14 protein-coding genes are annotated in these 14,787 nt (G+C 40.5%); all 14 read left to right on the top strand.

Annotated elements, in window-relative coordinates:
• Positions 1-161 precede the first annotated feature (161 nt).
• The 14 genes from QNH29_RS29295 (at position 162) to QNH29_RS29230 (ending at position 14,784) form a co-directional block, all read left to right on the top strand.
• A complete protein-coding gene (locus tag QNH29_RS29295; RefSeq protein WP_283862746.1) occupies positions 162-689 on the top strand; it encodes a F0F1 ATP synthase subunit B in 528 nt (175 codons plus the stop codon).
• Positions 686-1,222, top strand: coding sequence for a F0F1 ATP synthase subunit delta (locus tag QNH29_RS29290; protein WP_283862745.1), 537 nt, complete (start codon positions 686-688; stop codon positions 1,220-1,222). The genes QNH29_RS29295 and QNH29_RS29290 overlap by 4 nt, the downstream gene beginning before the upstream one ends.
• A gap of 24 nt (positions 1,223-1,246) precedes the next feature.
• Positions 1,247-2,755 (top strand): F0F1 ATP synthase subunit alpha, encoded by a 1,509-nt coding sequence (atpA, locus tag QNH29_RS29285; protein ID WP_283862744.1) that lies wholly within the window; start codon positions 1,247-1,249, stop codon positions 2,753-2,755.
• A gap of 155 nt (positions 2,756-2,910) precedes the next feature.
• Entirely contained in the window at positions 2,911-3,768 is an 858-nt protein-coding gene (atpG, locus tag QNH29_RS29280) for an ATP synthase F1 subunit gamma (protein WP_283862743.1), read from the top strand.
• 151 nt (positions 3,769-3,919) lie between these two features.
• Entirely contained in the window at positions 3,920-5,341 is a 1,422-nt protein-coding gene (gene atpD, locus QNH29_RS29275) for a F0F1 ATP synthase subunit beta (RefSeq protein WP_283862742.1), read from the top strand.
• A gap of 21 nt (positions 5,342-5,362) precedes the next feature.
• Complete coding sequence (locus tag QNH29_RS29270; protein ID WP_283862741.1) at positions 5,363-5,773, top strand: F0F1 ATP synthase subunit epsilon; 411 nt, start codon at positions 5,363-5,365, stop codon at positions 5,771-5,773.
• A 145-nt stretch (positions 5,774-5,918) separates the two neighbouring features.
• A complete protein-coding gene (locus QNH29_RS29265; RefSeq protein ID WP_283862740.1) occupies positions 5,919-7,010 on the top strand; it encodes a GerAB/ArcD/ProY family transporter in 1,092 nt (363 codons plus the stop codon).
• Positions 7,011-7,044: 34 nt separating this feature from the next.
• Entirely contained in the window at positions 7,045-8,607 is a 1,563-nt protein-coding gene (locus QNH29_RS29260) for a spore germination protein (RefSeq protein ID WP_283862739.1), read from the top strand.
• A gap of 180 nt (positions 8,608-8,787) precedes the next feature.
• Complete coding sequence (locus QNH29_RS29255) at positions 8,788-9,933, top strand: Ger(x)C family spore germination protein (protein WP_283862738.1); 1,146 nt, start codon at positions 8,788-8,790, stop codon at positions 9,931-9,933.
• Positions 9,934-9,949: 16 nt separating this feature from the next.
• Positions 9,950-10,114, top strand: coding sequence for a hypothetical protein (locus QNH29_RS29250; RefSeq protein WP_283862737.1), 165 nt, complete (start codon positions 9,950-9,952; stop codon positions 10,112-10,114).
• A 392-nt stretch (positions 10,115-10,506) separates the two neighbouring features.
• A complete protein-coding gene (locus QNH29_RS29245) occupies positions 10,507-11,781 on the top strand; it encodes an ABC transporter substrate-binding protein (protein WP_283862736.1) in 1,275 nt (424 codons plus the stop codon).
• Between the two features lie 93 nt (positions 11,782-11,874).
• Entirely contained in the window at positions 11,875-12,750 is an 876-nt protein-coding gene (locus QNH29_RS29240; protein WP_283862735.1) for a carbohydrate ABC transporter permease, read from the top strand.
• Between the two features lie 2 nt (positions 12,751-12,752).
• On the top strand, positions 12,753-13,655 hold the full coding sequence (locus QNH29_RS29235) for a carbohydrate ABC transporter permease (protein ID WP_283862734.1): 903 nt from the start codon (positions 12,753-12,755) through the stop codon (positions 13,653-13,655).
• A gap of 115 nt (positions 13,656-13,770) precedes the next feature.
• Positions 13,771-14,784 (top strand): SIS domain-containing protein, encoded by a 1,014-nt coding sequence (locus QNH29_RS29230; RefSeq protein WP_283862733.1) that lies wholly within the window; start codon positions 13,771-13,773, stop codon positions 14,782-14,784.
• Positions 14,785-14,787 lie beyond the last annotated feature (3 nt).

Genomic DNA, 14,787 nt, shown 5'->3' with positions numbered 1-14,787 from the left:
TCGAACACCTAAAAGTGTTCATATAAATGGCGAAGATCATTCGTGAGAACCTTCGCCATTCGTTTATGTTCATTCGTATACATAAACGATTGATTTCGACAATTATTTCGACTGATATATAGGTTGTTTTAAGGAAAGACCTTGAAGGGAGTGAATCGCAGGTGTTAACAAATAGTTTTGTATTAGGAGCAGCAGCAGCCCATTCTGGTGTAAACTGGGGAGATATTATTTTCCAGCTTGCTATGTTTATCGTACTAATGGCGCTGTTGAAGAAATTTGCTTGGGGTCCTTTAATGGGCATTATGAAACAACGTGAAGAGCATGTAGCTGGAGAAATTACAGCAGCAGAGCAAAGCCGCGTTGAAGCAAAGAAACTATTAGAAGAGCAGCGTTCTCTTTTAAAAGAAGCTCGTTCAGAAGCACAAGTTTTAATTGAAAATGCGAAAAAGCAAGGCGATATTCAGCGCGAAGAAATCATTGCTGTCGCTCGTACTGAAGCTGACCGCATGAAAGAATCTGCGAAGCTTGAAATTGAGCAGCAGAAAGAAAAAGCGGTTGCCGCTATTCGTGAACAAGTTGCTTCCTTGTCTGTATTAATTGCTTCTAAAGTAATTGAAAAAGAATTGAATGCAGCAGACCAAGATAAACTGATTAACGAATATATTCATGAGGCAGGAGAAAAGCGATGAGCAACTCCATGGTAGCAAAACGCTACGCGTTGGCTCTTTTTCAAATCGCAAAAGAACAACAGCTTCTTGAAGTAATAGAAGAAGAACTTCGTGTAGTAAAGGAAGTTATGGTTTACAATACTGACTTAAAAGCAGTTTTAAAGTCTTTAAAACTTACACTTGATAAGAAAAAAGAGATTTTAAGAGCAGCTTTTTCAACGGTAAATCCATATGTACTGAATACACTATTGATCTTGATTGATCGCCACCGCGAAGACGAGATCGTTGAAGTAGCTAACCAATTCTTTGAACTGGCAAATGATGAAAAGGGAGTTGCTGAGGCTGAAGTTTACAGCACGCGTGAGCTTACAGAAGCAGAACGTGAAGCAATCTCTGCAACATTTGCGGCGAAGGTTGGCAAGAAGTCATTAAGAATTGAAAATATCGTGGATTCCGAATTGCTCGGCGGCGTTAAGCTCCGAATCGGAAACCGTATATACGACGGCTCTTTGCGCGGAAAGCTAGACCGTTTAGAACGTAAATTGTTAAGCTAAGATTCGTAGATAGGGGTGAAACTCATGAGCATCAAAGCTGAAGAAATTAGTGCCCTGATAAAACAGCAAATTGAAAACTATCAGGCAGAAATTCAAGTGAGTGATGTAGGTACAGTTATCTCCGTAGGTGACGGTATCGCACGTGTTCATGGCCTCGACAATGTCATGGCTGGAGAACTTGTTGAATTTTCAAATGGCGTTATGGGTATGGCTCAAAACCTTGAGGCTAATAACGTTGGTATTATCATTCTTGGACCTTTCACTGACATTAAAGAAGGTGACGAGGTTCGTCGTACAGGACGCATCATGGAGGTTCCAGTAGGTGAGGAACTAATTGGTCGTGTTGTTAACTCTTTAGGACAGCCAGTTGATGGTATGGGTCCAATCAATACAACAAAAACTCGCCCGATTGAAGCAGTAGCTTCAGGCGTTATGGCTCGTAAATCCGTTCATGAGCCATTACAAACAGGTATTAAAGCGATTGACGCGCTTGTGCCAATCGGCCGCGGTCAGCGTGAGTTAATTATCGGGGACCGTCAAACAGGTAAAACATCTGTTGCAATCGATACAATCTTGAACCAAAAAGGTCAAGATATGATTTGTATCTACGTTGCAATCGGTCAAAAGGAATCAACAGTACGTGGTGCCGTTGAAACCCTTCGTAAGCATGGTGCGTTAGATTACTCAATCGTTGTAACTGCATCTGCTTCACAACCAGCTCCATTGTTATTCTTAGCTCCATATGCAGGTGTTGCGATGGCGGAAGAATTTATGTATGCTGGCAAGCACGTCTTAATCGTATATGATGATTTATCAAAACAAGCGGCTGCATACCGTGAGCTTTCCCTATTACTTCGCCGTCCTCCAGGTCGTGAAGCATATCCAGGGGATGTATTCTACTTGCACAGCCGTTTATTAGAGCGTGCAGCGAAATTGAACGACACACTTGGTGCTGGTTCGATCACTGCATTGCCATTTATCGAAACACAAGCCGGTGACGTTTCTGCTTATATCCCAACAAACGTTATCTCCATCACTGATGGACAAATTTTCTTACAATCAGACCTATTCTTCTCCGGTGTTCGTCCTGCGATCAACGCTGGTCTATCCGTATCTCGTGTAGGTGGATCCGCGCAAATCAAAGCGATGAAGAAGGTAGCAGGTACACTGCGTCTTGACCTTGCTTCATACCGTGAGCTAGAAGCATTTGCTCAGTTCGGTTCTGACTTAGATAAAGCTACACAAGCGAAGCTTAACCGCGGTGCCCGCACCGTTGAAGTTCTTAAACAAGATCTTCACAGACCGCTTTCTGTTGAAAAGCAAGTAGCAATCCTTTATGCATTAACACGCGGATTCCTTGATGATATTCCATTAGAAGACGTCCGTCGTTTTGAATCAGAATTCCTTAATTGGTTAGACCACAATCGCAAAGACTTGTTAGACCATATTACAAAAACGAAGGATCTTCCTTCTGATGACGATATGGCTGCTGCACTTAACGCCTTCAAAAAGACGTTCGCAGTTTCCGAATAAGTAGGGTCTGACAATTTGTAAAGGGTTAGGAAAGGGATGGTTAAGGGCAGTAAAGGGAAACAGGCACTACAAAACCGTGCCTGTCACCCTCTACTGCTACCCCTTAACCTAACTAACCTAATCAAACATTCTTTGTAAGAGGGTGGTGAGAACCTATGGCATCATTACGCGATATAAAAAATAGTATTAATTCGACTAAAAAGATGAGTCAGATTACAAAAGCAATGGAGATGACTTCCGCTGCTAAATGGAACCGTGGAGTTATGAATGCAAAGGCATTTGTTCCTTACATGGAGAAAATCCAGGAAGTTACGGTAGCTGTCGCAATGGGCAGTAACGGAGTAAATCATCCAATGCTTGAATCTCGTCCTGTCAAGAAAACTGGCTATATTGTTATGACATCCGATCGTGGTCTAGCAGGTGCTTTTAACAGTAACGTGATCCGTCGTGTATTTCAAACAATCCAAAGTCGTCACAAATCGAAAGATGAATATTCGATCATTGCAATCGGTCGTGTAGCCCGTGACTTTTTTGCGAAACGCGGTATCAATGTTGATCTCGAAATTATTGGACTTTCCGATCAACCGAGCTTCGAAAGCGTGAAAGACATTACTAGTAGTACAGTAGGTATGTTCTCCGATGGAACCTTCGATGAACTTTACTTATATTACACTCATTATAAAAGTGCCATTACTCAAGAAGTAACCGAGAAGAAATTGCTTCCGCTTACGGATTTATCAACTTCTTCAGAGCTTACCTCTTATGAATTTGAGCCATCTGCAGAAGAAATTTTAGACGTTCTCCTGCCTCAATATGCTGAGAGCTTAATTTACGGTGCTCTTTTAGACAGTAAAGCGAGTGAGCATGCAGCCCGGATGACTGCAATGAGAAACGCTACTGATAATGCGAAAGAAATGATCAAGAATTATTCACTAATCTACAACCGTGCACGTCAAGCAGCGATTACACAAGAAATTGCGGAAATTGTCGGCGGAGCGGCAGCATTAGAATAAATTTTTATTAAAATAAACCCCGTTTGGGGGTCTTGATAAGTCCTGTCTGTGGAAATGAATTCATCGTTCAGGACGATAACTAGTAAAGTGTGATTCACATCGTTCTTTTTTTAAGAGAAGGTTGTGAAAAAGTAAGATAGGAGGGAAAAAAATGAACAAAGGACGCGTTCTTCAGATTTTGGGTCCGGTTATCGACGTTAAGTTCGAAAACGGTCAGCTTCCTGAGATTTATAATGCTTTAAGAATCGAATATAAAGCGCAAAATCAATCTGAAGTTGACATTCACTTAACTCTTGAAGTAGCCCTTCATTTAGGTGATGATACTGTTCGTACAATTGCAATGGCTTCTACTGATGGTGTAATGCGTGGAATGGAAGTTGTTGATACAGGAGCACCTATTTCTGTACCGGTTGGGAACGTAACTCTAGGCCGTGTATTTAACGTACTAGGTGAAGTAATTGACCTTAACGAGGAAATTCCAGCGAGTGAGCGCCGTGATTCGATTCACCGCGAAGCTCCAACATTTGAAAACCTTTCTACGGAAGTAGAAATTCTTGAGACTGGTATTAAAGTAGTAGACTTACTTGCTCCTTATATCAAGGGTGGTAAGATCGGTCTATTCGGTGGTGCCGGTGTAGGTAAAACCGTATTAATCCAGGAATTAATCAATAACATCGCGCAAGAGCACAGCGGTATTTCGGTATTCGCTGGTGTTGGTGAGCGTACACGTGAAGGTAATGACCTTTTCCATGAAATGACGGATTCAGGCGTTATCAAGCAAACAGCGATGGTATTCGGACAAATGAACGAGCCGCCAGGAGCACGTATGCGTGTTGCACTGACTGGTTTGACAATGGCTGAATATTTCCGTGATGAGCAAGGACAGGACGTTCTTTTCTTCATGGATAACATCTTCCGTTTCACGCAAGCAGGTTCTGAGGTTTCTGCACTATTAGGCCGTATGCCTTCTGCCGTAGGTTACCAGCCAACGCTTGCTACTGAGATGGGTAAATTACAAGAACGTATTACATCTACAAATAAAGGTTCTGTAACATCAATCCAAGCGATTTATGTACCAGCCGATGACTATACGGATCCGGCTCCTGCTACAACATTCGCTCACTTAGATGCGACAACAAACCTTGAGCGTAAGCTTTCTGAGATGGGTATCTACCCTGCGGTGGATCCACTTGCATCAACTTCTCGTGCATTGTCACCTGAAATCGTTGGTGAAGAGCACTACAATGTAGCTCGTCAAGTACAATCAACATTACAACGTTACCGTGAATTACAGGATATCATTGCCATCCTAGGTATGGATGAACTTTCTGATGATGATAAGCTAGTGGTACTTCGTGCGCGTCGTATCCAGAACTTCTTATCACAGAATTTCCACGTTGCTGAACAGTTTACTGGACAGCCAGGATCATATGTACCTGTAAAAGAAACGGTTCGTGGTTTCAAAGAAGTCCTTGAAGGTAAGTATGACCACCTTCCAGAAGATGCATTCCGCTTAGTCGGCCGTATTGAGGACGTAGTGGAAAATGCAAAACGTATGGGTGTAGAGGCCTAATACCGACCAGGAGGGTAAAAAATGGAGACGTTTAAAGTCAGTGTTGTTACTCCCGATGGCCCGGTGTATGAGTCAGATGTGGAAATGGTTATTACCAAGGCTCAAAGTGGTGAATTAGGTATTTTAGCTGGACATATTCCAACGGTTGCTCCTCTTGAAATTGGCGTTGTTCGCCTGATAAAGCCCGGCAGCAAAGAAGAGGAACTTGTTGCAGTAAGCGGCGGCTTTTTAGAAGTTCGTCCTGACAAAGTAACAATCCTTGCCCAAGCCGCTGAAAAATCAGAGGATATCGACGTGGAACGTGCACTGCGAGCAAAAGAACGTGCCGAGCAGCGTATACGAGATCAGAAAGCGGAAGACATCGACTTCCGTCGTGCTGAACTAGCCCTGCAGCGCGCCATCAACCGTTTAACGGTTACAGGAAAACAATAATAGATATCATTGAAACCCCTGCTGGTCCACGAGACTAGCGGGGGTTTTTGTGTCGTATGCATAAATTTCCACCTAATTGAAAATAGTAAGTGTTGGAAGGTTTTTTACCAAATTATAGGTCAGCCTGCTTCGAGGATGAATACGGATGAAGACGGAAAATATAAGTGGACTCCAACTTTTTTATTTAATGACTGGTTATGTTTTAGGGACGGCAATTATTTTAGGGTTAGGCTTAGAAACAAAGCAGGATGCATGGATTTTTATATTAGTTGGTATGTCAGGCAGTTTAGTCATAGTGGCTGTTTTTACCCAATTAGCGATTTATTATCCAGGGGATTCATTGGTTGAGTTACTTCCTAAAGTTATCGGGAAGTTCCTATCCTATCCTGTCATTTTGCTATATATTTCCCATTTCACTTATTCTGCGGCCAGAGCTAGCAGGGAATTGGGTGATCTTATTGTAACTACGATATTATCTGAAACTCCCATATTAGTAGTAATTGCAAGCTTTATGGTGCTGATGATCTATTGCCTGCGAGGTGGAGTGGAAACGTTCGCCCGCATGGCGGAAATCGTATTCCCTGTTTATATTTTTTCTCTCATTCTAATTTGGATCCTACTCTTAAGTGTAGATCAATTTAGTATCAAAAATCTTACGCCTATTCTTGGAATGGGAGTAACACCCGTTTTAAAAGCGGCTATTCCTAATGCGATTAATTTTCCCTTTGGTGAAACTGTGGCTATCATGATGTTGTTTCCTTTTTTGAACAATAAAAGGTATACGAGAAGGATAGGAATGTCAATGATTCTCATCGGCGGTCTGCTATTAACGGTGAATTCGATTATGATGATTTCTGTATTAGGACCGGAATTTTATAGCAGGGATGTTTTCTCCCTCCTAGCTGCTACGCAGATGGTTTCGGTTGCCGATTTTCTCGAGCGCTTTGATGCACTTGTCATTTTAATGATGGTTGCAGGAGTGTTTTTTAAAGTAGGGGTGTTTACCTTTGCTGCAGCCGTTGGTATTTCCCAATTAATGAAGTTAAAACAATATCGCTCAGTACTTCTTGGGCTGGGGACCATCATCCCCCCGCTGGCACTCGTATCTGCTTCCAGTTATGTAGAACATATCGAATTTGGATTTAAGTTTTATGTTCCTTATGTACATACTATTTTACAAATCATTTTGCCTATTCTTTTCCTGTGCATTGCTTTTATTCAAAAAAAATTAACTTAACTGTAGGTTCATTTAACGATAGGTGGTGCTTCCATTGAAAATTTTTCGGCAGATAAAAAGATTAACTGCTAAAACGAAATCTTATTTGCTGGACGGAAGCGTTCAAGAGCAGGGTAACAATGAGGAATTAACGGGCAGCCTGGAGAATGACTTCCACCGGCTCAAACAGCTTTTTGAAGGAGCAGCTGATTTTTCCTATCGGGAAATTAAGATTAATAATAATTATTCGGTGATTATTTCATACCTTAACGGGTTAGTCAGTATGGAAAGATTAGAAATACATGTCTTTCATCCATTAGTACAGGCTAACGAGAAATTACCGAAACATGTTGATATCACTGTAGATGACTTGAAAGGCATTCTTAGTTCAGCACAAATAAGTCAAGGGGCAACTTTCCAAGAGGTGATTGATCAAATTTTAGCAGGCGGAACGATTTTGCTCATGAATGGTTCTAAACGCGCACTATTCATTAGCGAGCAGTCATGGGAGCAGCGCTCGGTTGATGAACCCGTTTCGGAAGCGGTTGTCTTAGGTCCGAGAGAAGGTTTTACGGAAAATATCCGAACGAATGGAAGTATGATTCGCAGACGGCTAAAAACGACAAAACTAAAGTTTGAATATATGAAGCTCGGTAGCCTTTCTCAAACGGAAGTGATGATTACCTATCTTGAAGATATTGCCCAGCCTTCGATTGTAGAGGAAGTTCGGAGCCGATTAAAACGAATTGAAATTGACGCCATTGAGGATAGTGGCTACATTGTCGAATTTATTGAGGACCAGCCCTTTTCACTGTTTCCTCAGGTGCTGCAGACGGAACGGCCGGACCGAGTGGTGGGTAATCTTCTCGAAGGAAAGGTCGGGATTTTGGTGGCAAACAGCCCATTTGCTCTTCTTGTTCCGGTGACGTTTTTCGCCATGATGAATTCACCTGAGGACTACTATGGAAGGTTTATCATGACTTCGTTTATTCGGTGTATCCGCTATTTATTCTTAGCGGTTGCTTTATTGTTTCCAGCCATTTATATTGCGGTGACCACCTTTCACCATGAATTACTTCCAACCAATCTAATATTTAGTGTCGCGGCCTCAAGAGAAAAGGTGCCTTTTCCCGCGGTGATAGAAGCCTTGTTAATGGAAATTACCTTTGAGGCGCTGCGTGAAGCAGGGCTCAGATTGCCCAGACCAATTGGTTCAACCGTCAGTATTGTGGGTGCCTTGGTGGTAGGGCAGGCAGCAGTTGAGGCTGGTATTGTTTCGGCTCCATTGGTCATTGTGGTCGCAACGACAGGGATTGCTTCTTTTATGTTTCCGAACTACCCTTTAACCGGTGCGATTCGCCTCCTTCGCTTTTTTATGATTTTTTTAGCGGCAACGCTAGGGTTTTATGGTATCCTGCTTGGGATTTTCTTTATACTGGTTCACCTCGTTCAACTTCGGTCATTTGGTGTGCCCTATTTGTCTCCAATTGCTCCCTTTCATTTTAATAATCTTAAAGATCTATTTATTCGGGTTCCATGGTGGAAGATTAATGAACGACCACACGAAACCGGAAAAGGGAATTTGAAACGGTTAAACTCGCGAAATCGAAAGTATTAGTTCGCTGTAAAGGCTCTTTTCTTAAACTTTGCTGCTTCTTAAGAACAAAAATTTATTAAGAAAAGAGCCAGTAAACTAAATTCTAAAGAACAAAATAGATATTTCCACGTTAAAATCGGCTTTAAGATTTTAACAACAATATATGAAAAAAAGCCCTTTAAACAGGACAGGATGGTCATAATGAAAATGCTGAGATTGCTTTTAATTTGGGGAATCACTCTGATTTTTTTATCAGGTTGTTGGAACCGAGTTGAAATAAACGATATTGCCATTGTGACAGCCATTGGCTTAGATCTTGTCGAGGAAGATCAACTCCGCTTAACCCTTCAAGTGGCTATTCCCTCAAAGTTAGTTACCGGAGGTACAGGCGGCAGCGGAGGGAAAAGTACCCTTATGATTTCGGAAACAGGTGCAACAGTTTCAGAAGCTTACCGTAATATCCAAGGTAAGCTGCCAAGGCGAATATTTTTTTCTCAAAGCCGTGTTCTCTTAATTGGAGAGGATTTAGCTAAAAAGGGAATTTTTCATGTTGTTGATTTCCATACACGGTACTCGGAGCCCCGGATCAACAGTTTTATTATGTTTACGAAGGGCAAAGCCTCTAAAATCATCAATAGTATGCCAAACTTTGAAAATATTTCGGCGGAGGAAACGAGAGAGTTAGCCAAAATGAGCGTGGGGATAAAAGTGTATGTCAGGGATTTTATGAATATGCTTCTGACGGATGGGTTAGAACCATTTGCCTCTCAGTTTACCTTGGAACCATTAGAGGTATATTCAAATAAACCAGGGGAAACTCAGGCAATAAATGGAATTGCTGTGTTTAAAGGAGACAAGCTGGCAGGCTGGCTGGATGGGAGGGAAACCAGGGGCCTATTATGGCTCCGTAATGAAGTCAAAGAGGGTGTAATTAGTATCAAAATCCCTCGTGAAAAAGGTGGGGGTACCATTAGTATGGAGATTGTGCGAACAGAAACGAAGATTGTTCCCATACTAAAAGGAGGCAAAGTCACACTAGATGTGGATGTGGTCACAGAATTGAATGTGATTGAAAATGATTCCAAATTACAACTCTTCGAAACAAAATCCATCGAGGAGATTCAAAAATATGCTGAGGAGAAAATCAGAAAAAAGGTTGAGCTGACCGTAGATAAGGCACAAAAGGGGTTCGGTTCGGACATTTTGGGTTTTGGACAATCAATCTACAAGAAATATCCAAAGGTATGGAATACACAGTATAAGGAGATTTGGGAAAAGGAATTTCCACAAACAAAGGTTACCATCCATTCTAAAGCCTTGGTAAGAAGAATTGGTTTAGTGAAATGACAAAGAGGAGTGAAAAATGCTTAAGATTATATTTATGACCCTCATTTTCGGGATAATTTTTGCAGGGGAAATTCCACAGTTAGTAAGAAAAAGAGAAATGAAAGAATTAGTGGTGTTTTCACTTCTAGCCCTAATCGGATTGGCGTTAAGTATTTTGATGGTGATACGGTCGTTTATTTAGGTAATATTTTATCAATCAACCCCCTGCTGGTCTACGGACTGGCGGGGGTTTTTTGTTTCTTAAAATAAAATTATTAAATAGATAATATTTCATCTGTTCCAATGATAGAATTTATGGTATTTTAGGCTAATAATGAATTATTGTAGAATACCTATATAGAAAAGAGTGTGGGACATCCGGGTGTTTATCTAAGTATAACAAAAATTGTTTGAAAGTTCCCCCAATTTTGATATTGACTCCAAAGGTTATATAATGTAATATCATATTATAATACAACATCACATCTAAGATTACATCCTTAAGAACAGTCTGGAGGTTGATAGGTACAATATTGACTTGTAAGCGCTTTACAATTTTCTATCAAAACAGAAGAAATATTGGGGGGTATGTTTATGAAACGATGGTTTACTCTAGCAATCAGTATTTTAGTAGTAATGTCATTATTAATAGGATGTTCATCGAAGAGCTCTAATTCAAAATCAGAAAATGGGAAAACAACGATAACCTTTTTCCACCGTTGGCCAAATGAGCCGTATAAGTCTTATTACAAACAAATTATTGCAGAGTTTGAAAAACAGAATCCTGATATTAATATTGAAGAAGTAACGGCGTTAAATGATGATTACAAGCAAAAAGCGAATGTCATCCTTGGCAGTAAGAATCCACCAGATATTTTCTTCAGCTGGGTAGGCGAATATGGCGAGAAGTTTATCCGTGATGGTGTAGCGTTAGATCTATCCGAATACTATGCAGCCGATACTGAGTGGTCTAGCCAGTTAATCGAGTCACAAGTGGAGCATTTCAAAAAGGATGGAAAAGTATACGGTGTACCACTTTTTACGGACAGTAAGTTATTTTTCTACAACAAAGAGGTTTTTGATAAGTTAAATCTTAAGGCTCCAACGACTTGGGAGGAGTTCATCACAGTTCTTGAAACACTAAAGAAAAGTGGTACAACTCCATTAATTCTAGGTAATAAATCTCCTTGGGCAGCTGCACACTATGTAACTGCACTAAACCAAAGAACGGTGCCTGGTGAAGTATTGGATAAAGATTTTAGTTATCAAGGCGCAGAGTTTACAGATCCTGGTTATGTGGAAGCATTAGAGAAACTGAACGAATTAAAACCTTATTTAAATGAAAATCCAAATGCGTCTGCACATGATGAAACAAGAAACTTATTTATTGGCGGTAAAGCAGGAGTAATCTTCTTAGAAACGCTTGAAATTTCTTTCTTAGATGATGCTCCGTTTGAATGGAGTTCATTCAAAGTTCCAACGATTGAGGGAGCTAAGGGTGACCAAGAAGGAATTATTGGTGCACCTGAAGGATTTATGGTAACAAAGAAATCAGCACATCCTGAAGAGGCAATGAAATTCTTGAAGTTTTTAACTTCAAAAGAAAATGGTGAAAAACTAATCAAGGATACTGGTTTTGCTAGTACCGTTAATGGTGCAGTAAATGAAAATACAGCTAGTGAACAAGAAGTGAAGGCAATGGATATGATTATTGAAGCAGGAGATATGTTAATCTGGGCCGATAGCGCATTAGACAGCCGAGTGTTTAAACCATATGGCGACGGTGTTCAAGCAATGCTAGGCGGTACGATGACACCAGAAGAAGTAATGAAGAGTGTTCAAGAAGCTGCAAAACAAGTGAAAAAATAGCGGAAAGATGAAGTCTATTAAAAGGTCGGTTTATTAGATAAATAGTTTACTATAAACCGGCTTTTAATAGATGTTTGATGGGAGGGGTATAAAATGCGCAGAACAAGAATCATCCCAATACTGTATATTGCACCAGCTTTAATTATGCTGTCCTTATTTGTGTATTATCCATTAGTTCGAAATTTAGTAAATGGTTTTTATGAGTGGAATCCATTTACTTTAGATAGAAGCTTTGTATCAATCGAAAATTACACACGCCTCTTTAAAGATCCCGTCTTTTTCACGGTGCTCAAGAACAATCTATTTTATGCCGTGATCTCCGTCATTCTTCAAGTTGGGCTTGGTTTAGTGATTGCTGCCATCTTGGAAGATAAAATATTTAGGAGATTTTCCACTTTCTTCCGGACAACCTTTTTTATTCCGGTTTTGATTTCGATGACGGTCATTGGGATTCTCTTTAGTTTTATCTATAACCCAGAAGTAGGTTTACTTAATAGTTTTCTACGGGCCATCGGTTTAGGAGAATGGGCAGAAGGCTGGCTCGGAAATCCAAAAACAGCAATCTTCGCCGTCATATTTGTATCGCAGTGGCAAAGTATCGGATATGCCGTCATGTTGTTTGTGTTGGCCGTCCAAAAAGTTCCTGGCGAGTTATATGAAGCAGCTACGATTGATGGAGCTGGGAAACTTCGAACCTTTTTTAACATAACGGTGCCGCAGGTAAAAGAAATGACCTTTGTGTTATTAATCTATACGGTTACAGGATCGTTTTTAGTGTTTAGTGAAGTATATGTATTAACGAGTGGTGGTCCTGCTAACTCATCACAAGTCTTTAGTACATATCTCTATCAGAAAGCGTTTATTGATAGTGAACCAGGATTTGCCTCAGCGATTGCCAATGTGATCTTGGGGATTACGCTAATCTTTTATTTTGTTCAGAATAAGGTCTTAAAAACGGGGGAGGAGTAAAAATGAAGCCGGTAGAGTCAGAGGCTGCGAGCAGCCCGGATGTAAAGCTAGCAAATATCAGGTTGAAGTCAAAAGTACGTAAACCAGGCACACCAGTTGTGGTCGGACTAATCTTTGTTTTCCTCCTCCTTTATTTTATAGCGATTGCCTATCCGTTATTTTGGATGGTAATCAATTCTTTTAAAAACACGGCAGACATTTTTAATGACAGCTGGGGACTGCCGAAGGAATGGTTGTTTTCCAATTATGCAACCGCATGGGAACAGGGTGTTTCGAGCTACTTTGTTAATAGCGTGATTATTACGGTAGGAACCTGTTTGTTAACGGTGTTAATTAGTGCATTGTGTGCGTTTGGGTTGACGCGCTTTCAAATCAAAGGCGGAAAATTTCTGTTGCTATTTGTTTCAGCAGGTTTGATGTTTTCACCGCAGAGCAGTTTAATTCCGCTTTATGAATTAATTCAGCAAATGGGGATTTTTGATACGCATTGGGCGTTGATTTTAACCTTTACCGCGTACCGAATTCCGTTAACCGTCTTGTTAATCCGCTCCTTTTTCCTATCAATTCCTAAGGAGCTGGAAGAGTCAGCGTATCTGGACGGAGCAACAAGTTTAGATGTATTTGGAAGAATATTTTTACCGATGAGTAAACCAATTCTTTTCACAGGTGTGATTTTAACGGCTTATTACGCTTGGAATGAGTTTTTATTCTCACTGATCTTTATTCAAACAGAAGAGATTAAGCCAATCACGTCTGGGTTGTTAGTGTTTAAAGATGCGCTTAATACGAATTGGGGAGTATTAATGGCTGGCTTGGTAATTTCAGCGCTGCCATTGATAGTGGTCTTTATGTTAATGCAGAAATACTTTGTCCGCGGTTTAGCGGAGGGCAGTGTGAAAGGCTAATAGTGGGGGTTCTCCCCCTTCTTTAAAAATTAATTACTTATATTGACTAAATTGGATAATCATTCTATTATTGATATAACGTTATATAATGTATTATTAAAAAGGAGTGGAATCGATGTTGAATTTTAGCAGGGAAAAGTATTTGAAAGTAACCGGTGGAGCGATAGGATTACGAGAAGAAATTGAAAAAGTTGCAGACAAAGTTTTTGAGAAGGGCTTTAAAAATATTTTTCTAATTGGATCAGGCGGAGCAGTAGCAACCTTTTATCCGTTCGAATACATGATTAACTCAACATCAACGATTCCAGCTTACGCTGAAATTGCCGCAGAGCTTGTTTTGCAAAATCACAAGCAATTAAGTGACGAATCACTAGTCATCTTATCTTCGTTGTCAGGTACAACAGAAGAGACAGTAGCAGCGGCCAAATATTGTAAACAGCTTGGGGCAACAACAATTGGTTTAACGGGAGAGTACAATCAGCCGCTTGCAGATACAGTTGATTATCCTTTGGTTAATTTTGCAGAAAATGACTTTGCCAGCGATTCTAACCAATTAGTGCTATTTCACCTCATTTTTAAACTGATGAATAAAAATGGTGATTTCCCTCGCTATGAGGAGTTTGCGGCTCAATTAGAAATTTTACCTGAGAAGTTAATACAGGCAAAGGAACAGTTCGAGCCTAAAGCAGAGAACTTTGCAGTTACTTACAAAGATGAGCCTTATCATTTGGTAGTGGGTTCCGGCACAACTTGGGGCCGCGCTTACTCCTACGCGATGTGTGTTTTAGAGGAAATGCAATGGATTAAGACAAAATCCATCCATGCAGCGGAATTTTTCCATGGGACATTGGAGATTGTCGAAGAAGATACGAGCATGTTATTACTAAAGGGTCAGGATGATACGCGACCGCTGATGGAGCGTGTTGAGCGCTTTGCTGAAAATTATACAAAGAAATTAACCGTGATCGATACTGCCGATTATGAGTTAGAAGGTATCAGTGAAGAGTTTAGAAAATATCTATCACCGATTGTCACGTCCACTTTACTGCAAAGATTGAGCGTTCACTTAGAAGATAAGCGAAATCATAATTTAGAGATTAGAAGATACTATCGAACAGTGGCTTATTAAAAA

Origin of the sequence: Neobacillus sp. DY30, assembly GCF_030123065.1 — a bacterium.
Taxonomy (GTDB): Bacteria; Bacillota; Bacilli; order Bacillales; family Cytobacillaceae; genus Neobacillus.
The sequence above is the reverse complement of the archived record's forward strand: the minus strand, read 5'-3'. Positions and strand labels throughout refer to the sequence as shown.

What these genes read in the sequence shown, in the direction of transcription:
- QNH29_RS29290 (WP_283862745.1), top strand. Translation starts at nt 686, where the DNA reads ATGAGCAACTCCATGGTAGCAAAACGCTACGCGTTGGCTCTTTTTCAA.
- atpA (WP_283862744.1), top strand. Translation starts at nt 1,247, where the DNA reads ATGAGCATCAAAGCTGAAGAAATTAGTGCCCTGATAAAACAGCAAATT.
- atpG (WP_283862743.1), top strand. Translation starts at nt 2,911, where the DNA reads ATGGCATCATTACGCGATATAAAAAATAGTATTAATTCGACTAAAAAG.
- atpD (WP_283862742.1), top strand. Translation starts at nt 3,920, where the DNA reads ATGAACAAAGGACGCGTTCTTCAGATTTTGGGTCCGGTTATCGACGTT.
- QNH29_RS29270 (WP_283862741.1), top strand. Translation starts at nt 5,363, where the DNA reads ATGGAGACGTTTAAAGTCAGTGTTGTTACTCCCGATGGCCCGGTGTAT.
- QNH29_RS29265 (WP_283862740.1), top strand. Translation starts at nt 5,919, where the DNA reads ATGAAGACGGAAAATATAAGTGGACTCCAACTTTTTTATTTAATGACT.
- QNH29_RS29255 (WP_283862738.1), top strand. Translation starts at nt 8,788, where the DNA reads ATGAAAATGCTGAGATTGCTTTTAATTTGGGGAATCACTCTGATTTTT.
- QNH29_RS29250 (WP_283862737.1), top strand. Translation starts at nt 9,950, where the DNA reads ATGCTTAAGATTATATTTATGACCCTCATTTTCGGGATAATTTTTGCA.
- QNH29_RS29245 (WP_283862736.1), top strand. Translation starts at nt 10,507, where the DNA reads ATGAAACGATGGTTTACTCTAGCAATCAGTATTTTAGTAGTAATGTCA.
- QNH29_RS29240 (WP_283862735.1), top strand. Translation starts at nt 11,875, where the DNA reads ATGCGCAGAACAAGAATCATCCCAATACTGTATATTGCACCAGCTTTA.
- QNH29_RS29235 (WP_283862734.1), top strand. Translation starts at nt 12,753, where the DNA reads ATGAAGCCGGTAGAGTCAGAGGCTGCGAGCAGCCCGGATGTAAAGCTA.
- QNH29_RS29230 (WP_283862733.1), top strand. Translation starts at nt 13,771, where the DNA reads ATGTTGAATTTTAGCAGGGAAAAGTATTTGAAAGTAACCGGTGGAGCG.